Below are 26,084 nucleotides of genomic sequence, written 5' to 3'. Positions count from 1 at the left end.
TCCATTGTGCTTTTTGCACTGCTATTCAGCTATTTATTAATTTTTCCGAAAACTAAAGGCATTCTAAGACCATTGAAGTTGCGCTGAAACAAACGCATCTAACGGGACTTGATTCCCGGTTGTTTTATTTCATAGTTGCGCTTTACTTTTTCGGCCTTAACCATTTCCTTAACTTCTTTAAGTAATCCTTTGGCATCGTAGATGATACCATCTTTGATGGTGTATTTTACACCGCCTACGCGGACTACTTCATTGTTTTCTGTAAGTTTAATGGCCCCTGTCCCATAGAGGACTTTTAGGTTTTCTAATGGGTTTTCCTCAAGAATTACAAAATCGGCTAATTTACCTTCGGTAACCGTACCAATTTGGTCTTCCATACCTAAGGCTTCAGCTCCGTTTAGGGTAGCAGATTGTATTATCTCTAAAGGATGAAAACCCGCCTCCCTAAGCAATTCCATTTCCCTGATATAGGCGAAACCATAAAGTTGAAAAATAAAACCAGAATCGGACCCAGTGGTAACTCTTCCTCCTCTGTTTTTATACTCGTTTACAAAGGTCATCCAAAGCGCGTAATTTTTTTTCCAGACTACTTCCTGTTCCGTGCCCCAATAATGCCAGTAAGAACCATGGCTTACCATACTTGGTTGGTAAAAATCCCAAAGAGAGGGTAGGGTATATTCTTCATGCCATTCTGCTCTTCTAGCTCTTTGCAAGTCCCGGCTTGCCTCGTAAATATTAAAGGTAGGATCCAGGGTAAAATCAAGTGAAATTAGTTCGTCCATGACTTTGTTCCAGTGATCCGAATACGGTTTTGCAGCCTGCTGCCAGAGTTTACCTGCTTCCTCAAATCTATCCTGCTCATTATTGTAATTGTAGTTAAGGGGATAGTCCTGAACAGTTCGGTCTTCAAACAAGGCCTCCGGAAGGCCGTACCAATGTTCCATACTTGTTAATCCGGCCCGAGCCGAATTAAGTACATTCCAACGCGCCACACTAAGTTGTGCATGATGGCAGGCAGAACGTAAGCCCAATTTTTTATTTTCCTCTAAAGCTGCGGCCATGATTTCTGGCTCAGCTCCGAAAAATTTAACTCCATCGGCTCCTTTCTGTGCATTCTTTCGAACCCATTCCCTGGCTTTTTCTGGTGTATTTATGGTACCATCGCTACCTTGTCCAAAACCTGTATATGCCAAAATTCGAGGGGCAACAATGGTATTTTCAGCACTTTTCTTCTTTAAATCTAGGGCAAAATCTACCCCTCTCCCACTAGGTTCCCTGACGGTTGTTATCCCATGGGCCATCCAAAGGCGGAAGACATATTCGGGTTCTGCTCCTTGGGCTATACCCCCTATATGCCCGTGCATATCTACAAAACCGGGGAGTAAATACATACCTTCACAATTCAGTTCTTTTCCACCATCTTTAAGCTGTGGTCTATCGGAATCTTTTATGGCCACTCCCGGATAGCCAACAACTTCTACGGTCTTAATTCTATTGTTAACCACTTCGATATCTACCGGTCCTAATGGTGGGGCACCATTGCCATTGATTAAGGTAACTCCTCGGATGATAAGTTGTTCAAAAGGTCCTTCGCTAAGAGAGTTTTGAGCCTTTACACTAAGGGTGAATAGAATTATAATTATAACATGAAGTTTTCTTTTTCGCATATAATAACGACTTAAATTTAGTAAGGAATCTAATGTAAAAATATAGGAATCCTTCGAGACATTGGCTATGAAAAGAGAATAATGTTTCCTGTTTTATACACCAATTTTCTAGAAAAAATATTGCCCTTAAGAATCCATTTTCACAGGTAAAATTTCCTATATTTAAAAAAAACGACATCAGACAAATTAATTATAACGCGGCAGTATCGGGATTAATACTTTTATTATACAGCTGTGGTGCTTCCGAATTAGAGAAATAGTAAGCCAATCATCCGGCTAACGCCATTACTAAATTTACGATTGTGCCCACTCTTAGGGCGTATATTTCTATCTTATCTCCTCTTTATTCATGAACTGACAGAAATTAATCGGTATTCCGCGGAACCCTAATCTTGTCTCCCAGAAAAATAGCATTTAAAAATAGCCTGTTGGTGCCATACCAGGAACCCCTAAAGTTTGGATTGTCTGCGAAAAGTACTACTCTCCCGGAACCTAAGGGACTAACAATTAAGGAAGCAGATGGTTTTAAATAGTCTTCGGTATTGGTTTCACTAATGTAGCCATCGATATGAGGTTTTTTAGAATACCTGAGAACCGTAGAATATTCATTTTTGCTTGGAGACAACCAAACATTATTATTTTTATAAACAGGAATGCTCTGGTCTCTATAACCGAATCCCAGAGGATGTGTTCTATCCAAATCTGCTCTAAGAATAACCCCGCCAACCTCTTCTCTCCCCATGTTTTCCGGAGAGTCTACATAGGGCAGTCTTTTTACTTCCGAACTATCCTTTTCAACGGTCGTTAGTTTTTCCTTTACCAGATTTTTATCAATGGCCCATTTAGATGCCGTGCCGATAGTGATTAGCGTATTTCCATTTTTGACCCAGTTAGAAATTTTTTCTTGTTCTTTTTCACTTAACTTATAGTTTCCGGAGACCATTACCAGCGTATTATAAGTATCTAGTTTGGCGCTTCCAAAATTACGTAAGGGAATTTTTGTAATTGGCATATGAACTCGGGTGTCTAACAAATGCCATACTTCTCCTGCTTCATAAGAACGAGTACCATGCCCAATAAGCATTGCTGCTTTTGGTTTGCTAATAGGTTTAACTAATCTGCTTCCCAGATCTATTCCTTTAGCGGTATATCCTGTGCTTACTCCAAAAATGGGAACCTCGTATATTTTTTGTGCTTCTGAAACAATTTTAAAGACTTCTTCCTGAGACTTTTTCTGAAGACTTACCGGTATTACAAGTGTCCCATAGTTCATAGACAAATTATTTTCTCCGCTTTTGAGGTTAAGTGGCTTAAAAGAAGAAGAAACTACTAAACCTTTATCCTGTAAAAAATATAAGGCAGCCGCCGCATTGTAATCGTCCCAATCTAAGATATAGGCATAGGCAGATTTTTGCACGGCTGCTACCGGGAAAAGGCCTTCCAGGCTGTTTACTCTGTCTCCCTTGTTAAACCTTTTTAGTCCTTGGAATTTCATGTTATAAAAATTAGCAACGGACCAGGCAGAGGCGTCATAGTATACGCTGTCTCTATACTTATTATAGGTTTCAAAGAAAGATTGCACCATTCTATATTGTGGCTGGGAAGTTGGAACAACAAAATCGGTGTCACTAGATTTATAGACCTCTATTTCGTGAAGTAAGAGTTTATCAATGAATGCTTTAGTGCGATTCTTGTCATAAGAATCCCCAAACTGATAGGCTTTTACTCCTGAAATAGCAGAATTTAACATGGCCGACTTAAAAAAGTCTTTTTGATACTGCCGTAAAAATTCTTTATTCTCAACTGCAGCTCTCACTGTAGTTATACTAGAAGTAAATTGATTTCGAATGGTAAAGGCGAAGGTAATTTCTCCAAAAGCGGTGGTTTGTTTATGTCCTCTAGAACTAGCTTGTTCAAATAACAACCCAAGACCTCCCTGAATATCCGGATAGGAGGAACCATAACCAGGATAGGTGCCATCAAAGGCTTCCCTGGTGAAATAGAAAGAACCAATGCTGTCTAATGCCTGGGCGAAATAATCTCCAAACAGATTGTTTAGATCTTCATAATTTTCTTTAGGCATAATTGGATCCAAGGAACCATTCGGTTTCATGGGTTCAAAGAAATAAGTACTTTGGGTTCCCATTTCATGAAAATCTGTTACCACATTCGGATACCATGTATGATACCAACTAACCTTAGCACGACTTTCTGGATTAATACCAAGCAGCCAATCGCGGTTTAAATCGAACCAATAATGATTGGTTCTTCCTCTTGGCCAGTACTCACTATGTTCTGCGTCTTGAGGATCTGCCACTAAAGGATTTCCCTGGTAACTATTAACCCATTGCGTATGCCTGTCTCGACCGTCGGGGTTGATAGTAGGGTCTATAAAAATAACAGCATTAGTTAAATACTTGTTTATTTCATTGCTTTGGGAAGCCACCAGCGTATAAGCAGTTAATAAAGCAGCTTCCGAACTAGAAGGTTCATTTCCATGTACATTATAGGCCAAATTTATAACGATAGGTAAAGAGGAGTCTACCTCTGGGGATTGATTAGGATCTGTATAAGCCAAATGCTTTTTCTGGATATTGTCTAAATCGGCAAGGTTTTCAGGACTGCTAATGGTTAGAAAGACAAGCCTTCTTCCTTCGTGTGTTTTGCCATAATCTACCAAGGATGCCCTCTCTGAAAGGGTAGCTAGTTTATCTAAGTACGCCACAATAAGATCGTGCCTTGTATGTCTGTCTCCAATTTCATATCCCAGAAATTCTTCAGGAGAGGGAATGGCACTGTTAAAAGGTTGGTATTTTTCGAAAAAGTAGTTTTGAGCTAAGAGGGTAGAGGACCATAGAATGGTGCATAGAAATACTATTTTCTTCATGAGGGATGTCTTTTTGAATTAGTCGCCTAAATATAAGTATAAATAGTCGAAGACTAGGGGCCTAAGTCTTGGAGTTGTGTTGTAAAGAAAGGATTTTGTATAATCCTCAAAATTCGACCTTAAGCAACGGTAGGATGAAATTCTGTCTGCCCAATTTCTTGGAATTTGATAATGTAGTTGGTGCCTTTTTTGGAAAGATCTCGCTTAATACTCCCTTGTAGTTGGCGAGCCAAATTATGTATTAATTTAAGTCCTAGGGACCTAGAATTCTTAAAATTAACTTCTTCTGGGAAACCTACTCCGTTATCTCCAATGTTTAGCACATAATTCTTATCGGCTTTTTTTTGGAGCTCAATATGTATTACTCCTTCATCATTGTCTTTTATACCGTATTTAAGAGCGTTGGTAAGCGCTTCGTTAATCAGCAGTCCTAGGGGGATTGCCGTATCGATTCCCAATTCTATCTGTGGAATATTAATGTTTACCTGTACCTTACTGTCCGCTCCTTTTACAGATTTCACTAAATACTCGCTGAGTTCTTCTACGTACGACTTATATTCAATTTTTGATAGATCGTCTCTCATATAAAGCATTTCGTGTACCATCGCCATAGATATAACTCTATTTTGACTACTCTTAATAAGGTTTTTTACCTTTTGGTCTTCAATACCGCGCGATTGAAGACTAAGTAAACTAGAAACAGTTTGCAGGTTGTTTTTAACACGATGATGCACTTCCTGAAGTAGGGTTTCTTTTTCTTTTATTCTTTCGTCTACTATAGTTTTGGCTTTAAATAAATCTGTGTGAAGTTTTAATAAATTCTTTCCCAATACTCCACCAAGCAGATACACCGCAAAAAGTACACTAATAAAACTGAATATATTCTGAGAACCCTCCGGGACTACGTTTTTAGTAATACTAAAGTCCGAGTTACCTTGAAAGAATATTAAACCAATAATTAATACAGCCAAATACAAATAGACTTTCCCGTACGCTCTGGTGGTTGCATAACCGGCAAAGACAACAATGGCCAGAACAAAAATAAAGGCACTGTTTATTCCTCCGGAATAGAGGGTGATAATAGTAGCGCAGGTAAGGCCTAAGATAGATATAATGTTATAGGTAAGTGCTAAGTTCTTATGCGATTTATAAAGTAAAGTATTTATTAGATTTAGTCCGCCAAACAAGAAAAGAACCTGTGGTATTACTTCATAGATATCCAAAAATAATAGGCATACTACTCCAAAGACAAAAGAAAAGACCGAAGTATATAAGCTAATTTTTAAAGTAAGCTTTGCCCTATCTTCTTTGTTAAACTCATAATTAATAAGTTCTGCCATATTTTCTAGGTTGGTTTTTGATAGCTTCAAGACCGGCAATGTCATGCCAAAAATAACTGTCTTGAGACTTTCTGTGCTGTAAAACTAAATATGTTTTAGGTTCTAGTCAACACCAAAGGCATAAAATGATGAAGAATAGCTAATTAATTCTTAGCTTCTTGATGTTTTTGGGCTAAGACTGCTGATGTTGCTGATTTTAATTGCTTGTCCACTTTCAATGCTTTTTCTTGCTGCAATCCCAATTAAGACAGACATAGCTCCGTCTCTGCTTCCTGCGGTTCTTCCATAGGGATCCGGTATAGTAGTGGTTCTAAACATTTTATCTTGCAATCTTTGGTCTCCACCTCCGTGTCCGCCTCTTTCCATTTCTACTTCAATTGTTTCAAAGTCTTTCCATAATTTATGAAGAATAATGGGCTCGTATTCTTTGGCGTCTTCACTGGACTGATCCATTTCCGCAGTATGCATCTCTGCCTGACTTATATCCATGTTTTTGTAATATGGAATATCCATAAATGCTTCAATACGCCCTTCCGTCCCATTAAAGGCCACTCGCCAACCCTCAAAAGGGGAATAAGTGGTTAGGGAATAGTTTAATTGAACATTATTTGCATATTTGACTTGGGCCGACATTTTATCATAGATGTTAATTTCCTCTCTAAAAAGACAGTTATCGCGGATATAGTCGTCATACTTCTCTTGGTCGGCATAAAGATTTTTTAAGAAAGTATTTTTATTAATATCCCAATAGAATTCGCAGGTGTTTTTATGTGTACAATTACGACAATTCTTCCCTCGAATGGAGCTGTTTTTTCCATAGAATTCTAAATCCCCAAGTGCGAAGACCTCTGAGGGTTCCGAATTTATCCACCAATTTAAAAGATCAAAGTGATGGGTTGCCTTATGTACCCACAAGGAACCGCTGCTTTCCATTTGGCCGTGCCATCGTCTGAAATAGCTGGCTCCATGATATGTATTTAAGTACCAGTGAAAATCTACAGAAGTTAATTTGCCGATACTGTTGTTGGTTAGAAGCTCTTTGATTTTCGTATTGTAGGGACTCCAGCGATAATTGAAACCAACGATTAGATTTCTCCCAGATTTTTTTTCTGCTTTTAAAATAGCCTCACATTTATCTTCATCAGTGGTCAAAGGCTTTTCAGTAAGCACATCACAGTCCATTTCCAGGGCTTTAATTATAAATTGATGATGGTTAGAGTCTTTGGTAGTAACAATAACCAAATTAGGTTGTTTATCCCTTATCATCTTTTCAAAATCTGTATAAGTGTCGCAAGCAGCTCCCGTATAAGCTAAACCATAGGCCAGTCTGCCTGGATTGATATCACAAAGTCCTACAAATTCCAAGATATCGGAATATTCGTCTACCAGTCTTTTTCCCCAAAACGTAATGCCCCTTATTCCAGTACCAACAAGGGCTATTTTAAGCTTTTCTTTGCTACCGAAATTAAACTGATTAATTGGCATGGCACTGGCAGCCGCCAACATGCTGATGGAGGTTAGAAATTTTCTTCGACTAGCTTTCATAAAGAGAAGTTTATTCTCTTTAAAGATAGAAGTTTTAAATAAAAAAAAGGCACCTTCAAGAGGTGCCTATGGGATTTTAAATGGGTTTTACTCTTCTATTAAGACCCATTCTCCTCTGTCTATAAGAGGTTCTGCCTGCTTATATTTAACCTGCTTGCTCTCTCCGGACATCACATTTTTAATGGTGACTCTTTCGTTTCTACCAATCTTTGGTTTTACTCTTGTGATAGTCTCCGTAACCGCTGGTCTTCCACCTTGATTCTGACCCACAGCCCTATTCTGCGCCGCTAGTTCATCACTATTTGGAATTTCTTCTTTTGAAGTCTGTAAGTTCTCTTTACTTCGTTTAACATTCCTTGCTTCCTGTATTTCATTGGTATCAGAAGATGGAAGTTCTCCTTTAAATAAGAAAGAGACAACTTCTTTATTCACCTTATCAATCATAGTTTTAAAGAGTTCAAATGCCTCGAATTTATAAATCAAAAGAGGATCTTTCTGCTCATGTACGGCTAATTGAACAGACTGTTTAAGCTCGTCCATTTTCCGTAAATGTGTTTTCCAGGAATCGTCGATAATTGCTAAGGTGATATTCTTCTCAAAATCGGTTACCAGATCTTTACCATTAGAATCGTAGGCATTTTTAAGATTGGTAACTACATTTAAAGATTTTATACCATCCGTAAAAGGAACCACAATGCGTTCAAACGAATTGCTGTTATCTTCATAGACTCGTTTTATAACTGGAAAGGCTGTTGCCGCACTTCTTTCCATCTTATCCTTATAATAGGTATAAGCCGCATCATAGGTAATATTGGCTATTTCCTGAAAGTTTAATTTGGCGAACTCTTCTTCCGAAACAGGGGAAGTAATAGAAAAGTATTTTATAAGTTCAAACTCAAAATTCTTATAATCGTTTGCTGCCTTGTTCGTTTCAGCAATTACCTCACAAGTATCGTAGACCATATTGGCAATATCTACTTTTAGGCGTTCACCTTGAAGCGCATGACGTCTTCTGCGGTACACTACTTCTCGCTGAGCGTTCATTACATCGTCATATTCCAAAAGTCTCTTACGAATTCCAAAGTTGTTTTCTTCCACCTTTTTCTGGGCTCTCTCAATAGATTTGGTCATCATAGAATGCTGAATCACTTCTCCTTCTTCCAATCCCATTCTATCCATCATCTTTGCCACCTTATCCGAACCAAAAAGGCGCATCAAGTTATCTTCCAGAGAGACATAAAATTGCGAGCTACCGGGATCTCCCTGTCTTCCAGATCTACCTCTTAACTGTCTGTCCACACGTCTAGAGTCATGTCTTTCTGTTCCAACAATGGCCAATCCTCCGGCTTTCTTTACTTCGTCAGACAATTTAATATCCGTACCTCTACCTGCCATGTTTGTTGCAATAGTAACAATCCCGGCATTACCTGCTTCCGCAACAATATCTGCCTCTTTCTTATGTAGTTTGGCATTTAGAACATTATGTGGAATCTTTCTTATTCCAAGCATACGGGAAAGAAGTTCGGAGATTTCTACGGAAGTAGTACCGATAAGAACAGGTCTATGTTGTTGTGAAAGTTCCGTAACCTGGTCTATGATAGCATTGTATTTTTCTCTTTTTGTTTTGTATATCAGGTCGTTTCTATCATCTCTGGCTATTGGTCTGTTGGTAGGGATTTCCATAACATCCAGTTTATAGATTTCCCAAAACTCCCCAGCCTCTGTTACCGCAGTACCAGTCATCCCCGCAAGCTTTTTATACATTCGGAAATAGTTTTGTAGGGTCACTGTAGCGAAGGTCTGTGTCATCGCTTCTATTTTCACATTTTCCTTAGCTTCAATAGCTTGGTGTAATCCGTCTGAATATCTTCGACCATCCATTATACGCCCAGTCTGCTCATCTACAATCATCACCTTATTATCCATCACCACATATTCAACGTCTTTTTCAAAAAGCGTATAGGCTTTAAGCAGTTGGCTCATGGTATGAATACGTTCGCTTTTTACCGCAAAATCTTTAAAAAGAGCATCTTTTTCTGCCGCTTCTTTTTCAATTTCAAGGTTTTGGTTTTCAATTTTGGCAATTTCAACCCCTATATCGGGCATAACAAAGAAATCGTTCTCCTGATTTCCGGAAATATATTCTATTCCTTTGTCTGTCAATTCAATTTGGTTATTCTTTTCGTCAATTACAAAAAGGAGCTCTAAATCTACCTGCGGCATTTCCCTGTTATTATCCTGCATGTAGAAGTTTTCTGTTTTTTGAAGAAGTTGTTTTATACCCTCTTCGCTTAAGAACTTTATAAGTGCCTTATTTTTTGGAAGGCCTCTGAAAACTCTTAATAAAAGAAACCCTCCTTCTTTGGTATTGCCGGCAGCAATCTCTTTTTTAGCTTCCGCCAAGACCCCAGTTAGATACTGTTTCTGTTTTTGGACAATGTCCGATACTTTTGGTTTTAACTCATTAAATTCATGACGGTCGCCTTCTGGTACCGGGCCTGAAATAATCAGGGGAGTTCTCGCATCATCAATTAGCACCGAATCTACCTCATCCACTATGGCGTAATGATGGGGTCTTTGTACCAAGTCTCCGGGGGTATGGGCCATATTATCTCTTAGATAATCAAAACCGAATTCGTTATTGGTACCGTAGGTAATATCTGCGTTATAAGCAGCTCTTCTTCCTTCTGAATTAGGTCTGTGATTATCTATACAATCTACAGACATACCATGAAACTCAAAAATAGGAGCCATCCACGTACTATCTCGCTTGGCGAGATAATCGTTAACAGTTACCAAGTGTGCTCCTTTACCCGTAAGAGCGTTGAGATACATGGGAAGAGTAGCAACTAAGGTTTTACCTTCTCCTGTCTGCATTTCTGCAATTTTTCCTTGATGCAGAGCAATTCCTCCAATTAATTGAACATCGTAATGTACCATGTCCCAGGTTACTTCTTTACCAGCGGCGTTCCAGGAGTTTTTCCAAAGTGCATAGTCATCTTCCAGACTTACATAATCCTTTGATCCAGATAATAAACGGTCAAATTCGGTTGCCTTTACTTTTAAAGTTGTGTTGTTTACAAAGCGTTTAGCGGTTTCCTTGATAACAGCAAATGCCTCAGGTAGTAGTTGGTTTAGGGTATCTTCAGTAATTTTATACGCTTCTTCTTCTAATTTATCTATCTCGCTGTAGATTGCTTCGTTTCTATCTATATCTATAGAATTCTTTACTTCTTCTTTAAGCTCTTCAATCTGCTTTGTCTTATCTAGGCAGGCTTCACTAAGAATCTTTTTAAAACTCACTGTCTTCTCGCGGAGTTCGTCCAAGTCTAAACTTTCTATGGATTCTTCAAAAGACTTAATCTGTTTTAAAATAGGCTGAAGTTCTTTAACATCTTTTTTCGCCTTGTCTCCTACAAACGCCTTTATGACGGAATTTAATAAACTCATATATTCTTTTATTTGTGCTATTACACCTTTTAAACCCCAGGATGCCTTGGCATATGTAGAGTTTTGGTAAATGTAACTTCCTCTTGTTTTGTACAAAAGCTATTCCAGAATCAAAAATGACCGGAATTCTTTAAAAACATGTCAAAATTACATAAAAAAAAAGCCTCAAATGAGACTTTTATAGGGTATTTAGAAAACTTGTATTAATATTCGTCCTCGTTCCAGAGGTAATCTTCTTCTGTAGGGTAGTCGGGCCATATTTCTTCTATAGACTCGTAGATTTCTCCACCTTCTTCTTCCATAGATTGTAAATTTTCAACGACTTCTAAGGGAGCACCAGTTCTAATAGCGTAATCTATTAGTTCGTCTTTAGTGGCAGGCCAAGGTGCATCACTTAAATAAGATGCTAATTCTAATGTCCAGTACATGGCTTAATTATGATTTTAAAATTTTTGCAAAAATAATTTTTAAACGCAAACTCCCAAGGAAAAAGCGGATAAAATCACTTTATTTATTAACAAATTTGGGAATCATCAATTTGATAACGATGAAATCGCGGAATTATTAGCCTTTTTTCTCAGGAATCCATTTTATTTCTTCCGCCTTTAGGTCTTGCGACAATTTTCTGCCCAAGACAAAAAGATAGTCGGACAGCCTGTTTAAATATTTTATAACCAGAGGGTCAAAAGGTTCATTTTCATTTAAAAGGGTAGCCATTCGTTCAGCTCTTCTACAAATTGTTCTGCTTATGTGACAGTATGACACAGTAGTATGCCCTCCAGGCAGTATAAAATGAGTCATAGGAGGGAGGGAGGTATTCATTAAATCTATCTGACTTTCTAAAAGTGTTATGTCTTTCTCAGAAATTTTGGGAATGTCTAAGCGTTCTTTGCCATTTTTTAGGGTCCATTTTTCAGGGTCCGTTGCTAAGATAGCACCAAGGGTAAATAATTTATCCTGTATACTAATCAGGATTTGTTGATGTGCTGCATCCATTTCCTGGTCTCTTAACAAGCCTAGCCATGAATTTAATTCATCAACAGTGCCATAGGCGTTAATTCGTATGTGGTGTTTGGGGACTCTGGTGCCCCCAAAAAGGGAGGTTTGTCCTTCATCACCTGTTTTGGTATAAATTTTCATATGGAAATGTCGCTATTTAATAGCTAATCAGTTAAGTACTAAATTCAAGATTGTTCTTTATCCTTGCGTTTATAACCATCCATGAATTTTCTAGATTTCCTTTTTCTTGAATTTTTTTTATTATACATAGATATAAGGATGTATACCACTGCTACGGCCGCAAGAATATAAAGAATAGAATTGTTCATAGAGCGCAAGTTTTACTTTTTAAAATTAAGGGATTAAATTCTAATTCTAAAATGTTGTTTCGCCTGCTTGGGGCGAAAAAAAATAATCCCGGAATAATAAAGATCAATGCTTATAAAATGTCTCTGAGAATTTAAAATTTCTAACCAAAGCTTATAAGTGCTTTTATCCTTGCGAAGCTCGTCTATATAAATAATATTTCCCTCCATATTATTAAGCGGCCATTGGAATCTCTTTCTGGCTTCCCTAGAACTAAGATTAAAATAGGTGAAATGAGGATTTTCTTTAAACTCGTGCTTTTTGTATGCTGCCAGCACTGTTTTTTTTAAATTATCAGTTGCGCCATATTCCGTTATAGTATTGGGCTTAAAATAATCTAGAACCTTAAATAATAGGCCAGTGGTTTTGCTATGCTTAGACCGTCGTTTTACATACAACCCTTTGGTGATAAAATCATAGACAAAAGGCGAATGAATTCCATGGGCGTTCGAGGCGGAGATGTAAAACGATATATAAGATAGTGGTTTCAAGATATTTAGTTGCGAATTAGATAGACTTTAAGCTATTACCCTTCCAATTTCATAGATAGTTCTAGCCAACGATCTGTTTTAACTTCAATTAGGCTTTCCATTTCTTTTAACTCCACCGAATACTTGTCGATCTGTTCTCCGGTAAGGGAAGCATCTGCAAATTTATCCTGTAATAGAAGTTTTTTTTCTTCTAAGGAAAAAATACTCTTTTCTAGAGTTTTGTATTCTTTCTGCTCGGCATAGCTAAGTTTGCCAGCATTAATTTCTTCTCTCCAGCTGCGTGTTTTTTTTGCTTCTGAGCCTTTAATATTTTGGTCTGTATTTTTATCCTTCTTTGGGCTGCTATTTTCGTAGGCTCTGTAATCCGAATAATTGCCGGGAAAGTCTTCTACGATACCATTGCCCTGGAAAATAAACATATGGTCTACAATTTTATCCATAAAATACCGGTCATGAGAAACTACGATAAGACAACCTGGAAAGTCTAATAAAAAGCTTTCTAAGACATTAAGCGTAATGATGTCTAAATCGTTAGTTGGCTCATCGAGAATTAAAAAATTTGGATTTTGTATTAAGACGGTGCACAAATAAAGTCTTTTGCGTTCTCCTCCACTGAGCTTTTCTACAAAATCATATTGCTTTTTACGGTCAAAAAGAAAGCGTTCCAGCAATTGTTGGGCCGAAATCTGTTTTCCCTTTTTTAAGGGAATAAAATCTCCAAATTCTCTAATTACATCAATTACTTTTTGTCCTTCCTTAAGGGAAATGCCCATCTGATTGTAATGCCCAAACTTAATAGTTTCTCCTACTACTACTTTTCCATTATCCGGGGGCAAGGCTCCGGTAATCATTCGCAGAAAAGTGGTTTTGCCAGTGCCATTTTTGCCAATTATACCAATTCTTTCTCCTTTTAGAAAGTTGTAGCTAAATTGGTTTAAAAGTACTAAGTCATTAAAGCTTTTTGAAATTTTGTGAAGTTCTACAATTTTGCTCCCCATCCTCTCCATATTAATCTCTAACTGCACTTCATGCTCTTGTCTTCTCTTATGCGCCTTCTCTTTTATAATATGAAAATCGTCTATTCTCGACTTTGATTTGGTAGTTCTGGCCTTTGGCTGCCTCCGCATCCAGTCCAATTCTTTTTTAAATAATAGTTTCGACTTGTGTAATTCTACGGATTCCCTATCCTGACGGGCTTCTTTTTGGTCTAAATAATAGGCATAATTACCTTTATAGGTGTATAATTTACCCTGATCCAATTCCAAAATTTCATTGCAGACTCTTTCCAGGAAATAACGGTCATGGGTAACCATAAAAAGAGTAATCTTTTTGTTTTTAAAATATTCTTCCAACCATTCAATCATTTCTAAGTCGAGGTGGTTGGTTGGTTCGTCTAAAATTAAAAGATCGGGCTCATTTAATAGCACCATAGCAAGTGCCAGTCGTTTTTTTTGTCCCCCAGACAACTTCTCCACTTTTGCAGTTACATCTTCTAACTTTAGTTTAGAAAGAATCTGTTTGTATTGTGTTTCAAAGTCCCAGGCATTTAGGCGTTCCATGGCCTCAAATGCTTTTTGGTACTTTTCAGAGTTTTCTGGATCTAAAAGAGCTTTTTCATATTGTGCTATGGTTCTTAATATGGGGTTGTCTGAGTTTAGGATTGCTTCTTCAATACTGAGCGAAGAAGCAATTATTGGCTCCTGTTCCAGATATCCTATTTTTAGGTTATTTCTATAATTAACCTCTCCGGTATTTGGACGGTCTTTTCCTGCCAAAATTTTTAGAATGGAGGTTTTACCTTCGCCATTTCTTGCCACTAAAGCAATTTTCTGGTCTTTGTTAATTCCGAAAGACAAATCCTCGAAAAGGATTCTTTCACCAAAAGATTTCGATATATTCTCAACGGAAATATAATTCATGGATTGTTTTATTGCTTATGCCTGTTCAGTCTGTAAAGGTAGCTGTATCTCAGAACTAAAATGGCTAAAATAAAAACTAATAAGGGGGAGAAAACCTGATATCTAAATAACCAAAGAACTACAACCAGGAATATCAAAAATATTAGTATTAAGAGATAATTATAGACCCAAGAGGCTATGTTTTTTTTCTTTAGGAACTGGAAAGCAATAAAGAGATTTAAAGGCATGGCCCAAAGGATATTATAATTTTGTGCTGTAGAAGAATGGTCTGTCATAAACCATAGAAAAAAAATAAGACATCCCGCTAAACCGGTTATTAGGAAGAGTATAAAATCGAACCATCTATTTCTACATACTTTTTTGTAATCCTTGTAAGTAATAAAACAACTAAAAATTAAAAGTAGAACAAACCAGAAGATGGGAGATAGACTAAAAATAGTCTCGGGACGATTTTCAGGGAATTTAAGGACATCGATAGATTTACTTACCAAAGGACGGTTATCTAAAGTGGTATTTTCTAATTGTAGCCTAACATAGTTTGGTAAAAACATATATTCATAAGGCTTAGCCTCTCTATCAATTACAGCTCCCAGAGCTAAGTCTATACCGAAGCTCGCCCAAGTGTTGTAGCTTAAGTTTTCTTGAATTAAATCGCGGAAAGACTTTTTAGATTCTAAATGCTCATCGGAGAATTGCAATCTATTTGGCATGACTTGAGTAAGGACTTCCGGTAATTTTGTAGCACAATTGTCGAATAAAAAGTCGTATTGATAATCTCTATTCTCCGGAAGTCGATTTATTTGAAGAAATTTATAAAAGTCTTGTTTGTCCGGTTCGCTGAGATCTAAGAGCTGTTCTTTTACCCATCGTTTTTCTATGTCATAAGTAAATAGAAAACGGTTATAAGTAGAAACACTTAGGGAATAAAGTAATTTTCCACTGGCAAATTTATAATAGAAATTAGGGGTGCTAAAATTAAAAGTACCATAATTATATACCTCGTCAATACCACTACTCAGATCGAAGACCCTAATTGCATTATGCCCGAAACTAGAATAAAGCTCTGTACCCGGACCACAGGTAAGAATGCTTATTTCTGCATCCTGAGAAAGCGTCTTCCCCTGAGAAATACTAAGTTCTGGTGAAAAGGCAATCAATGCCAGAACCAATAAATTCCAATAAATTTTCAGAAATCTCTTCACATTAATAAGGCTATACCTCGCAAATATCTGAATAAATTATCTTAAGAAAGACACAGAAGAAAAATTATGTTATTTTTACTAAAATAGACAACTATGAAGAGGCACATTCCTCAAATAATTACTCTTTTAAATCTTTTCTGTGGTTGTGTAGCCGTTGTATTCGCTGTACTCAATAAGTTAGAGTGGGCTGCTTTTTTTGTGTTTTTGGGAATAGTTTTCGACTTCTTTGATGGTTTGGCTGCCAGGATGCTAGAGGCACAGAGTGAACTGGGTGTACAGCTAGATTCTCTGGCGGATATGGTAACTAGTGGAGTTGTGCCTGGAATTGTCATGTTTCAATTATTGGCGATGTCCCAAACCGGAGGATGGAATTTAGAAATGGGAGAGGTGTCGGCAGATTCGGCCCACCACGCCATTAGTATATCCGTACTACCTTTTTTTGGATTTCTTATTACACTGGCGTCTGCATATAGGCTTGCTAAATTTAATATAGACGAAGACCAACTCACTAGCTTTATTGGATTACCAACACCTGCAAATGCTCTTTTAATATTATCAATCCCTTTAATCCTCTTAAATCAGGGTAACGACTATGTAAATGGGATATTATTAAACCCATGGTTTTTGGCTGGTCTTACGTTGTTAAGCAGTTATTTGCTCAATGCACACATCCCCCTTTTTGCCTTAAAATTTAAGAACTGGAGTTTTAAAGATAATGCGCATAGATATATTTTTTTAATAATAAGTCTGGTACTTCTTTTGACCATGAGCTACATGGCCATTCCTGGAATTGTTCTCCTGTATATATTGAGCTCTGTCTTATACAATATTGGAGAAAAGCAGAAACAAAAAACGTAGAAGATTAGAAGTCGAGTTTCTTTTTTCGAAGTTCAAAGTTCTGACCTAAGTATACTTTTCTAACCATTTCATCTTCGGCTAAATCTTCCGGTATACCAGATTTTAAAATACCTCCTTCAAACATCAGATAAGACCGCTCCGTTATGGCCAACGTTTCCTGGACGTTGTGATCCGTAATCAGGATGCCAATATTTTTATCCTTAAGTTGAGCAACGATTCTTTGAATGTCTTCAACTGCCACAGGATCGACTCCTGCAAAAGGCTCGTCCAATAAAATGAATTTGGGATCTGTTGCAAGAGCCCTGGCGATTTCTGTTCGTCTTCTTTCTCCACCCGATAATAGGTCTCCCCTGTTTTTGCGTATATGCCCCAGACTAAATTCTTCAATAAGAGATTCCATCTTCATGAATTGCTCTTTTTTACTCAATTTTGTTAATTGCAAAACACTGAGAATATTTTTTTCAATACTAAGTTTTCTAAATACAGATGCCTCCTGAGCAAGATACCCAATACCGTTTTGTGCCCTTTTGTACATAGGAAAGTTAGTAATTTCGGTCTCGTCCAGAAATATTTTCCCGCCGTTGGGTTTTATTAAACCAACAATCATATAAAAGCAGGTAGTTTTTCCAGCACCATTGGGTCCAAGTAATCCAACAATCTCTCCCTGATTAACCTCTAAAGAAATTCCTTTGACTACCTTCCGACCCCTGTAGGCCTTCATTATATTATCTGCTCTTAGTTTCATTAAGTCATATTATTCTTCAAATCTATAGAATTCTTTTAGGCTTGCCTTAGAATTATAATAAAATTAACCAACTTCTAACTGCAAATTTTCTTCAAATACATTGGCCTTAATTGGGTGATTAATTTTTCGGATACCAAGGGTCTATGATGCATTTACCAAAAACAGTTTTCTATGATTACAAATGTCTCCGATTAATTTTAAATTATTTTTATAGAATTCTTTACTGTGGCTTAATATCTTTTTTCATTTTTTTCATCTCCTTCCGCAACACAATTTTAGAAATGTAAATACTAACCTGATAAAGAATTAGCACAGGGACAGCCACAATAATCTGACTTGCAACATCTGGAGGTGTAATAACTGCAGACAAAATAAGTACAATTACTAGGGCTATTTTTCTATACTTTTTTAATATTTCAGGAGTAACAAGACCAACTTTTGTTAAAAAGAAGATGATTATGGGTAATTCAAAAAGAACCCCACATGCAATCACAGAAGCCCGTACTGTAGAGATATAAGAGCCTATATCAAACTCATTCAAGACTTCCTTACTTACTTGATAGGTGCCTAAAAAGTTTATAGACAATGGGGCAACGACATAATAACCAAATAAAACTCCCATAAAGAAAAGGAGGGAGGCTATTAGAATAAAGCCTCTGGAATTGTTACGTTCGTTCTCTTTGAGGCCAGGACTGATAAACTGCCACATTTCATATAGGACATAAGGGAAGCCAATTATAAAGCCAGCCCAAATAGAGGTCCATATATGCGCAGAGAATTGGCCAGCCATAGTTCTGCTTTGAATAGTAAAAGGAAGTTCATCAGCACAAAAGGCAGATTCTATCCCTATGGAGGTAGCAATTCTACAAAAAAGACGATAGGTTGGAAAATCCATTTTCTTAGGACCAAAAATAACTGTGTCGAATATAAAGTCCTTCATTATAAAGGCTAAACAGCCAATTATAACAATGGCCATAGTTGCTCTTATTAGATGCCATCTAAGCTCTTCTAAATGGTCCAAAAAGGACATTTCGTTTGGGTCCTTGCTCAGTTCTGCCATTACAATATTCCTTCGTTTATTAGATTGTGTAAATGAACTACGCCTTCATAAGAGTTTTCATTTACTGCCAACAGCTGGGATATTCCTCTTGCGCGCATTTCTTTTAATGCCTTAATTGCCAACACATCTGTAGTTATGGTTTTGGGATTTGGGGTCATAATATCCTTAGCTTTTAAACCATTAATATTATCGTATTTATTTAGCATTCTTCTAATATCCCCATCTGTAACAATACCTACTAATTTTTCGTTCTCTAAGACCGCAGTAACTCCGAGCATTTTTTCTGAAATTTCTACGATCACATTTTTTACATCTGTCTCTGGGCTCACCACGGGTTTTTGGTTACTGTTTATAATGTCCGATACTCTCAAATACATTTTTTTTCCCAGCGTTCCCCCTGGATGATATTTTGCAAAGTCTTTGCTACTAAAGCCTCTTTGATCTAGAAGGCAAATGGCAAGAGCATCTCCAAGCACTAATTGGGCAGTAGTACTTGTGGTTGGTGCAAGATTATGCGGACAAGCTTCCTTTTCCACATATGTGTTTAATATATAATCTGCCTTTTTGCCCAAATACGAGTCGGGATTACCTGTCATTGCTATCAAAGGATTATCTCCAAGTTTAATCAGGGGTACCAACATTTTAATCTCGGGAGTATTTCCGCTTTTGGAAATGCATATTACAACATCGTCTTTCTGTATAGTACCCAGATCGCCATGTATGGCATCTGCAGCATGCATAAAAATAGCGGGAGTACCCGTAGAATTTAAGGTAGCAACAATTTTAGAAGCTATAATGGCACTCTTTCCAATCCCAGTTATTACCACACGACCCCTGCCCTTATATATACAATTTACTGCCTGAGCGAAATCCTCATCTAAGTAATTGGCGAGTGAAGCAATAGCGTTACTTTCTGAAAGAATCGTACTTTTGGCGTTAGCCAAGATTGTCTTAGAATTGCTCAAATTCAAAATGAAATTTAGTGTTTATAACTAAAGTTTTATTATTTCTTTAGGAAATAGTTTTTAAAAGAATGTATTATATTTAAGAAAACAAAATTACACAAAGTTATTTTATAGGAGTTTCTAAACTATAACAAAATTAATTAGCACAATTACTTTCCGAAGAATCGTAAATATTTAAATTGAAGTCAATAAAAATGGTTATCTTAAAAACGAGAACCATATCGAAAATATCTAATGGAATTAAATGAGATTGAGCTGCACGCAGCGCTAAAGAAGTACTTTGGTTTTTCCAAATTCAAGGGCCTCCAAGAGGCGGTTATCAAAAATATACTAAAGAATAGAAATACATTCGTAATTATGCCTACGGGTGGGGGTAAATCTCTTTGTTACCAATTACCGGCATTAATTAAAGACGGCACTGCCATAGTTGTCTCTCCCCTAATAGCATTAATGAAGAATCAGGTCGATGCGATAAGGGGTGTATCCTCGCATCCCGGGGTGGCGCATGTTCTTAATTCTTCCCTGACCAAAACCCAGGTTAAAGAGGTAAAGCAGGATATACAAGATGGCATAACGAAACTCTTATATGTTGCTCCAGAGTCTCTTACCAAAGAAGATTATATTAGTTTCTTACAAACAGTACCTCTTTCATTTGTGGCTATAGATGAGGCACATTGTATTTCTGAATGGGGCCATGATTTTAGACCAGAATATAGAAATCTAAGAGCGATAATTAATCGTTTGGGAGAGGGAATCCCCATTATAGGACTAACTGCAACTGCCACTCCTAAGGTACAAGAAGATATTATTAAAAATTTGGGAATTGGCGATGCTACCGTATTCAAGGCTTCCTTTAACAGACCTAATTTGTTTTATGAAATAAGACCTAAAACAAAAAATGTAGACGCCGACATAATTCGATTTGTAAAAAAGAATAGTGGTAAATCTGGAATTATTTATTGCCTAAGCAGAAAAAGGGTAGAAGAACTAGCCCAGGTTTTACAGGTTAATGGGGTTAGTGCCGTACCCTATCACGCCGGTTTTGATGCAAAAACTAGGTCTAAGTATCAGGATATGTTTCTTATGGAAGATGTAGATGTGGTAGTAGCAACCATTGCGTTTGGGATGGGAATAGATAAGCCAGACGTTAGGTATGTAATACATCATGATATACCCAAAAGTATTGAAAGTTATTATCAGGAAACAGGTAGGGCTGGCAGAGATGGAGGCGAAGGCCATTGTTTGGCATTCTACTCTTATAAGGATATTGAAAAATTAGAAAAGTTCATGTCCGGGAAGCCTGTGGCGGAGCAAGAAATAGGGAATGCTCTGCTCCAAGAAATTGTGGCTTATGCAGAAACTTCCATGTCGAGAAGAAAGTTTATTCTACATTACTTTGGAGAGGAATTCGACGCTGTTACCGGAGAAGGTGCCGATATGGATGATAATGCAAGGAATCCTAAACCAAAAGAAGAGGCAAAAGACAGCGTAATTAAGTTGCTTCAGGTAGTGCAAGGGACCAAGGAGAAGTTCAAGGCCAAGGAAATTGTTTTAGCCCTCACAGGAGCTTCTAATGCTTTGATAGCATCTCATAAAACAAATGAAAAGCCGTTTTTTGGAATTGGAGCCGAAAGAGATAAGGGTTATTGGATGGCTCTTATAAGACAAGTCCTTGTTGAAGGTTATTTGAAAAAGGAAATTGAGCAATATGGAATTTTGCATCTCACACCTAAAGGTCTTAGTTATTTGGATAGACCGATTGCATTTATGATGACTAAAGACCATGTGTACAACGCAGAAAATGACGATGCTATTGTAACCGCTGCCAAGAATGCCGGAGGCTCCGCAGACAATAAACTTTTAAGGTTTTTGAAGGATTTAAGAAAACAACAGGCAAAAAAATTAGATGTGCCTCCATTTGTGATTTTCCAAGATCCATCCTTGGATGACATGGCTCTTAAGTATCCAATCTCTATGGAAGAACTAGTGAATATTCATGGGGTGGGAGAAGGAAAAGCCAAAAAATATGGAAAACCCTTTATTAGCCTAATTACCCAATATGTAGAGGATAATGATATTATGCGGCCAGATGACCTAGTGGTGAAGAGTACTGGGGCCAATTCTGCCTTAAAACTCTATATCATACAAAATGTGGATAGAAAGTTACCATTAGATGATATCGCCTCTGCCAAGGGTCTGGGTATAGAAGAATTGGTCAAAGAAATGGAACAAATTGTTTTTAGCGGTACAAAGCTCAATATCGGATATTGGATAGATGAAATCCTGGATGAAGATCAACAAGAAGAAATACATGACTATTTTTTAGAAGCAGAAACCGATAATATCGAAGAAGCTCAAAAAGAGTTTGATGGGGAATATGAGGATGAAGAATTGAGATTATACCGATTGAAGTTCATGAGTGAAGTTGCCAACTAAAAATACAAGAAAATAACTGTTGGAAATTAAGAAGGATGCCCATGGCATCCTTCTTAATTTCCGATAGAAGCTAGTTTTAGATTTTTCCCGAACTTATAAAGGCAACTATTACGCCAAAATAAAGAATGGCAAATACTAGATAGATTAGGGCTAGAGCCATGCCCACATAAGACAGGATTCTTCCTGTTCTAACGCTTTCAAAACCAGTATAGTTCTGTGGGTTCTCCTTGTATAACTGATCGGCATTTTTGGCATTTACTAAACCTATGATACTAAAGATTATGGCAAAAGGGCCACAACAACTTATAGCGCCGATTATGGAAATTATTCCCATGGTAAGCGCTGTACTGGCACCGGGTAATGGTTGTTGACTCATATAATTCTATTCTTGAAATTGTTCCGACATTATTCTTACTTGTTCCATATAGGCTTCCCAACCACCCATTTTATAAATATTGTAAGTAGCAATAGCGAAATAAAGCAATCCAATGACGATTCCTATAATAGCTAAAACCTTGGCTGTTTTCAGCTGGCTATAATTAGAATATCCTTCGGGATTTTCTATGTATTTATTTTCATCCTTTCTTACCAAAAAATAACCGACTCCGGCTAGTAAGGCACCGGGTAAACCTCCAAAACAACAACAGATATAGGAAAGAATAGACAATACAATGGCCAGTGTAATATTTGGTAGTTTTTCTTGTTCCATGGGCTAAAGAGTTTTAAATAAATTTTAATGCATAATTAATAAGGATACTGCCAACGGCAGTAATGGCTAAAAATATGATTAGCTTATTGGCAAATTTTAGGGAGAAAAACTGATCCATAATAATAACTGCCATTAAAAGCATTAATGGATAAATCGCAGGGTACATGTAGAAGGCTTGTAAAAATTCTCCTTCAATTAAGAATGCAAAAGCCCTTTGCAAGCCACAACCAGGACATTCAAAACCCAGAATTTGTTTATTAATGCAAGGTAACATCTTGCCTTCAAAAAATACAAAACGCAAAGAATAGAACATTTTCACCAATACAAATTTTTCCTCTGTAAAATACTACTATTTTTGGCTTTGAAAAACTAATATGCCCTTAATTTTGGTAAATTTAGTTGGTCTAGATAATTTTATTAGATATGGTCTGTTAGTTAAGAAGAATAAGTCGTTTTAAAACCAAAAACATGCATTTATGGCAGATAGGGGACCAGGTTGAGGTCTTGGATGAGAAGCTTACTGGAATAATAAAAGAAATTGGTAAGGCGCAGATACTAGTCCGCACCTCCGATGGCTTTGATATACACTTTAATCCTGAAGAATTAGTGCTCCTGACATATAGGGATTCTTTTGGCATTGGAAAAGATGCCGTTAAAAATGCGCTTAAGGAGAAAAAAGCTTTTAAAAGGAAAAGTGCCAAAAGAATAAAACCGAAGGAGAGAAATGCCCCGACTATGGTTATAGATCTGCATATCCATAAAATTGTACCAGCAACTAAAGGTTTAAATAATTATGATATTCTAAACATCCAAATAGACACTGCAAAAAGACAATTAGATTTTGCCATTGCAAAAAGGATTCCAAAAATTGTGTTCATTCATGGGGTTGGAGAGGGAGTATTAAAGGAGGAATTATATTACTTATTTAGAAGGTACGAGCAACTGAGATATTATGATGCAGACTACCAAAAATATGGCCTGGGTGCCACAGAAATTCATATTACTCAAAACTAACCGGGATATTATTCTTGGGTAGTAATGGTTCCAAAATTATTTATTCGTAAGTCGGTTAACCTTTCCCCTTTTTCATTTACCAGAGAAATGGCGCTTAGTCTAATGTTGTGTTCAAATACGGTAGTGTCTGTCTCACTTTGTGTAGTAAAAATTTTTACACTTCCACCCTCTGCTTCTAGTTCTTGCAAAACTACAGGATCTAAGGGAGGAATATCATCACAGAAATAATCTTTGCTTACTGTACCCGAGAATGTTCTATAGGTTATCTGCGATTGAGAAGGGACACTGCTAACAATTGTATCTTCTGAGACTTCATTCTTAAGAATTCCACTTTGTAATTTGAGTATTAAGGATTCTGTAGAATTGAGTTTAAAAAAAAGGTCAGAATCAATAGTTGTGCTTGATTCGCAAAACATAATAGAAGCATCATCAAAATCAATAGTTTCGATGGTTAAATCCCCATCATCGCAGGATAAGGAAATACTCAGTAAGACTAGTAAAACAACTTTTTTCATGCGTCAAATTTACATGAATTTAGTTCTTTTATCCTAGTTTATTAAAGGGATTTTATATCTGGGTTATTATTATTTAGAGTATTTTTGTAGCCATTTTCTATAGAGTTTGTGCCATGAGAAAGATTTATTTTGACAACGCAGCCACTACCCCTTTAAGAGGGGAAGTAATTTCCAGGATGCAAGAGGCGCTTGCAGATTGTTTTGGAAATCCTTCTTCAACACATGCCTTTGGCAGAAGTGCAAAGACAGAAATTGAACAGACCAGAAAGGAAATTGCGAAAACTATAAATGCGCATCCTTCAGAAATTGTTTTCACTTCCGGTGGTACCGAGGCAGATAATATGGTTCTGAGATCGGCGGTAAAGGATTTGGGTGTAAAAACTATCATTACATCAAAAATTGAACATCATGCAGTGCTTCATGTAGTAGAAAGTTTGGAAGAAGAATATGGCATCAGAGTGTGCTATGTTTCCCTTGATAGCTTTGGCAACCCAAAATTGGATCATCTCGAGGAACTATTAAAAGAAGAGGGTCATAAGAAATTGGTTTCCTTAATGCACGTAAACAATGAGATTGGAAATTTGATAGACATAGATCGTGTAGGATTGCTGTGCAAAGAACATGGAGCCCTGTTACATTCCGATACGGTTCAGTCTGTGGGTCACTTTCAATGGGACGTGCAAAAATCTTCTATAGATTTTATGGCTGCTGCGGCGCATAAATTTCATGGGCCAAAGGGCATTGGTTTTGCTTATATTAGAAAGGGATTACCCATAAACCCTTTAATACTTGGAGGGTCGCAGGAGAGGGGTAGTAGAGCCGGAACAGAGGCTTTGCACAATATTGTGGGCCTAAGAGAAGCCTTCGTTTCTGCTTACAAGGATTTGGAAGAAGAAAAGGCATATATAAGCGGTTTAAAGACCTATTTTATTGAGCAAATTGGGAATAAAATACCGAATGCACAATTTAACGGACACTCGGGCGATTTAGACAAGAGCACTTATACCTTGGTGAATGTTTGCCTTGACATAAGTGAGGAAAAAGCGCTGATGTTACTTTTTCACTTAGACTTAAAGGGGATTGCCTGTTCTAAAGGAAGTGCATGCCAGTCTGGTGCTTCAGGTACATCACACGTTTTAAATGCCATTCTTTCAGAAGAGGACTTAAAAAAACCTTCTTTGAGGTTTTCATTTTCAAAATACAATACAAAAGAGGAAATAGACTATGTCTTAGAAACCTTAAAAGAGTTTTGTGATTAGACTCCCTTTTTAGGTTTCAATCTTTCTTTGTCATAAGGAAACTTTCGGACTAGCTTTTTCATCATTTTATCAATCAGGTCATAAGTGTTTTTGCCAGATTTTTTAGTGATTTTATTTTCGTATTTCCATAAAAGCTTACCAGAGTCCCCATCACTTATTTTGATACCAATTCGACCGTAATCTGCATCTCCTAGAATATAATCCAGAAAACTAAATTCTGTGGGTATTCCTTTAGATAAAAGGATGTTTAGATCTAGGTTGCCGCTTACAATGGCATCTACCTTGAGAATTTCACATAGCTCATGAATAGTATAGGTATCTATATTGTCGTAGCTAATATTTTCCTGAGCTAAAAGGGCATTTGTATTTTTTATATTTTGAAATTCAACCGTAAACTTCTTTTTTTTCTTTCCCAGACCAAAATAGGTTTCTAAAGCATTTTGTACTGCGTAACCTTCTTTTTCTTCTAGTCGTTTTACCTCTCCCTTTTCAATATTCTCCTTTAAATCTAAATGGGTAAAAAAAGGTATAATCGCTAAAATTTTGTGATCCGCACTGAGCAGATCAAACTTATTACTTTCATATACATTCTTCTGTGCTTGTAGTAGGGATAAAAATAACATACTACTAATTACCAAAAGCTTCTTCATTTTTCTA

At 37.0% G+C, this 26,084-nt stretch carries 22 protein-coding genes; 4 read left to right on the top strand and 18 right to left on the bottom strand.

Annotation, left to right across the window (positions count from 1 at the left end; all coding sequences use genetic code 11):
- Nucleotides 1-98: 98 nt before the first annotated feature.
- The 10 genes from PXG98_RS11855 to PXG98_RS11810 all read right to left on the bottom strand — a co-directional run bounded on the left by PXG98_RS11855 (nucleotide 99) and on the right by PXG98_RS11810 (nucleotide 15,866).
- Nucleotides 99-1,667: an amidohydrolase family protein gene (locus PXG98_RS11855; RefSeq protein WP_276391353.1), complete on the bottom strand. Its 1,569-nt coding sequence runs from the start codon at nucleotides 1,665-1,667 to the stop codon at nucleotides 99-101.
- Between the two features lie 364 nt (nucleotides 1,668-2,031).
- Nucleotides 2,032-4,554, bottom strand: a complete 2,523-nt coding sequence (locus PXG98_RS11850; protein WP_276391351.1) for a M14 metallopeptidase family protein — start codon at nucleotides 4,552-4,554, stop codon at nucleotides 2,032-2,034.
- Between the two features lie 119 nt (nucleotides 4,555-4,673).
- Nucleotides 4,674-5,894, bottom strand: coding sequence for a sensor histidine kinase (locus PXG98_RS11845; protein ID WP_276391350.1), 1,221 nt, complete (start codon nucleotides 5,892-5,894; stop codon nucleotides 4,674-4,676).
- Nucleotides 5,895-6,044: 150 nt separating this feature from the next.
- Nucleotides 6,045-7,439: a Gfo/Idh/MocA family protein gene (locus tag PXG98_RS11840; RefSeq protein ID WP_276391349.1), complete on the bottom strand. Its 1,395-nt coding sequence runs from the start codon at nucleotides 7,437-7,439 to the stop codon at nucleotides 6,045-6,047.
- A gap of 87 nt (nucleotides 7,440-7,526) precedes the next feature.
- The gene (secA, locus tag PXG98_RS11835; protein WP_276391348.1) at nucleotides 7,527-10,889 is read right to left on the bottom strand and encodes a preprotein translocase subunit SecA; all 3,363 of its coding nucleotides are present in this window, start codon (nucleotides 10,887-10,889) and stop codon (nucleotides 7,527-7,529) included.
- A gap of 203 nt (nucleotides 10,890-11,092) precedes the next feature.
- Entirely contained in the window at nucleotides 11,093-11,317 is a 225-nt protein-coding gene (locus tag PXG98_RS11830; RefSeq protein ID WP_013551418.1) for a DUF2795 domain-containing protein, read from the bottom strand.
- A 136-nt stretch (nucleotides 11,318-11,453) separates the two neighbouring features.
- Nucleotides 11,454-12,029 carry a cob(I)yrinic acid a,c-diamide adenosyltransferase gene (locus PXG98_RS11825; RefSeq protein ID WP_276391326.1) on the bottom strand — a complete coding sequence of 192 codons (576 nt, stop codon included), beginning with the start codon at nucleotides 12,027-12,029 and terminating at the stop codon, nucleotides 11,454-11,456.
- A 221-nt stretch (nucleotides 12,030-12,250) separates the two neighbouring features.
- Entirely contained in the window at nucleotides 12,251-12,745 is a 495-nt protein-coding gene (locus tag PXG98_RS11820) for a hypothetical protein (protein ID WP_276391325.1), read from the bottom strand.
- A gap of 35 nt (nucleotides 12,746-12,780) precedes the next feature.
- Nucleotides 12,781-14,664: an ABC-F family ATP-binding cassette domain-containing protein gene (locus PXG98_RS11815; protein ID WP_276391322.1), complete on the bottom strand. Its 1,884-nt coding sequence runs from the start codon at nucleotides 14,662-14,664 to the stop codon at nucleotides 12,781-12,783.
- A gap of 8 nt (nucleotides 14,665-14,672) precedes the next feature.
- Nucleotides 14,673-15,866, bottom strand: a complete 1,194-nt coding sequence (locus PXG98_RS11810) for a lipoprotein N-acyltransferase Lnb domain-containing protein (RefSeq protein ID WP_276391321.1) — start codon at nucleotides 15,864-15,866, stop codon at nucleotides 14,673-14,675.
- Between the two features lie 93 nt (nucleotides 15,867-15,959).
- On the opposite strand from PXG98_RS11810, the gene PXG98_RS11805 reads away from it, so the two are divergent.
- A complete protein-coding gene (locus PXG98_RS11805; RefSeq protein ID WP_276391318.1) occupies nucleotides 15,960-16,724 on the top strand; it encodes a CDP-alcohol phosphatidyltransferase family protein in 765 nt (254 codons plus the stop codon).
- Nucleotides 16,725-16,728: 4 nt separating this feature from the next.
- Here the strand turns inward: PXG98_RS11805 and lptB are convergent, their stop codons facing one another.
- The 3 genes from lptB to PXG98_RS11790 all read right to left on the bottom strand — a co-directional run bounded on the left by lptB (nucleotide 16,729) and on the right by PXG98_RS11790 (nucleotide 19,494).
- Nucleotides 16,729-17,469: an LPS export ABC transporter ATP-binding protein gene (gene lptB, locus PXG98_RS11800; protein ID WP_276391317.1), complete on the bottom strand. Its 741-nt coding sequence runs from the start codon at nucleotides 17,467-17,469 to the stop codon at nucleotides 16,729-16,731.
- Between the two features lie 220 nt (nucleotides 17,470-17,689).
- Nucleotides 17,690-18,529, bottom strand: a complete 840-nt coding sequence (gene tatC / locus PXG98_RS11795; protein WP_276391315.1) for a twin-arginine translocase subunit TatC — start codon at nucleotides 18,527-18,529, stop codon at nucleotides 17,690-17,692.
- Nucleotides 18,529-19,494: a KpsF/GutQ family sugar-phosphate isomerase gene (locus tag PXG98_RS11790; protein WP_276391314.1), complete on the bottom strand. Its 966-nt coding sequence runs from the start codon at nucleotides 19,492-19,494 to the stop codon at nucleotides 18,529-18,531. The genes tatC and PXG98_RS11790 overlap by 1 nt, the downstream gene beginning before the upstream one ends.
- A 234-nt stretch (nucleotides 19,495-19,728) precedes the next feature.
- Between PXG98_RS11790 and PXG98_RS11785 the strand changes: the two genes are divergently transcribed.
- Nucleotides 19,729-21,930: a RecQ family ATP-dependent DNA helicase gene (locus PXG98_RS11785; RefSeq protein WP_276391313.1), complete on the top strand. Its 2,202-nt coding sequence runs from the start codon at nucleotides 19,729-19,731 to the stop codon at nucleotides 21,928-21,930.
- 76 nt (nucleotides 21,931-22,006) lie between these two features.
- Here the strand turns inward: PXG98_RS11785 and PXG98_RS11780 are convergent, their stop codons facing one another.
- The 3 genes from PXG98_RS11780 to PXG98_RS11770 are packed head-to-tail and all read right to left on the bottom strand — an operon-like array spanning nucleotide 22,007 to nucleotide 22,952.
- Nucleotides 22,007-22,306, bottom strand: coding sequence for a CCC motif membrane protein (locus PXG98_RS11780; RefSeq protein ID WP_276391312.1), 300 nt, complete (start codon nucleotides 22,304-22,306; stop codon nucleotides 22,007-22,009).
- Nucleotides 22,307-22,312: 6 nt separating this feature from the next.
- On the bottom strand, nucleotides 22,313-22,639 hold the full coding sequence (locus PXG98_RS11775; RefSeq protein ID WP_276391311.1) for a CCC motif membrane protein: 327 nt from the start codon (nucleotides 22,637-22,639) through the stop codon (nucleotides 22,313-22,315).
- A 13-nt stretch (nucleotides 22,640-22,652) separates the two neighbouring features.
- Nucleotides 22,653-22,952, bottom strand: coding sequence for a DUF2752 domain-containing protein (locus PXG98_RS11770; protein WP_276391309.1), 300 nt, complete (start codon nucleotides 22,950-22,952; stop codon nucleotides 22,653-22,655).
- 155 nt (nucleotides 22,953-23,107) lie between these two features.
- On the opposite strand from PXG98_RS11770, the gene PXG98_RS11765 reads away from it, so the two are divergent.
- Nucleotides 23,108-23,653 (top strand): Smr/MutS family protein, encoded by a 546-nt coding sequence (locus PXG98_RS11765; protein WP_276391307.1) that lies wholly within the window; start codon nucleotides 23,108-23,110, stop codon nucleotides 23,651-23,653.
- An 8-nt stretch (nucleotides 23,654-23,661) separates the two neighbouring features.
- Here PXG98_RS11765 and PXG98_RS11760 read toward each other — a convergent pair whose 3' ends face one another.
- Nucleotides 23,662-24,168 (bottom strand): hypothetical protein, encoded by a 507-nt coding sequence (locus tag PXG98_RS11760; protein WP_276391306.1) that lies wholly within the window; start codon nucleotides 24,166-24,168, stop codon nucleotides 23,662-23,664.
- 113 nt (nucleotides 24,169-24,281) lie between these two features.
- On the opposite strand from PXG98_RS11760, the gene PXG98_RS11755 reads away from it, so the two are divergent.
- Entirely contained in the window at nucleotides 24,282-25,427 is a 1,146-nt protein-coding gene (locus PXG98_RS11755; RefSeq protein WP_276391304.1) for a cysteine desulfurase family protein, read from the top strand.
- Here PXG98_RS11755 and PXG98_RS11750 read toward each other — a convergent pair.
- The gene (locus tag PXG98_RS11750; RefSeq protein WP_276391302.1) at nucleotides 25,424-26,077 is read right to left on the bottom strand and encodes a hypothetical protein; all 654 of its coding nucleotides are present in this window, start codon (nucleotides 26,075-26,077) and stop codon (nucleotides 25,424-25,426) included. The two genes, PXG98_RS11755 and PXG98_RS11750, sit on opposite strands and share 4 nt — an antisense overlap.
- Nucleotides 26,078-26,084: the final 7 nt, after the last annotated feature.

Origin of the sequence: Eudoraea chungangensis (assembly GCF_029360665.1) — a bacterium.
Lineage (GTDB): Bacteria > Bacteroidota > Bacteroidia > Flavobacteriales > Flavobacteriaceae > Eudoraea > Eudoraea chungangensis.
This window is presented reverse-complemented; position numbering and strand designations above follow the sequence as displayed.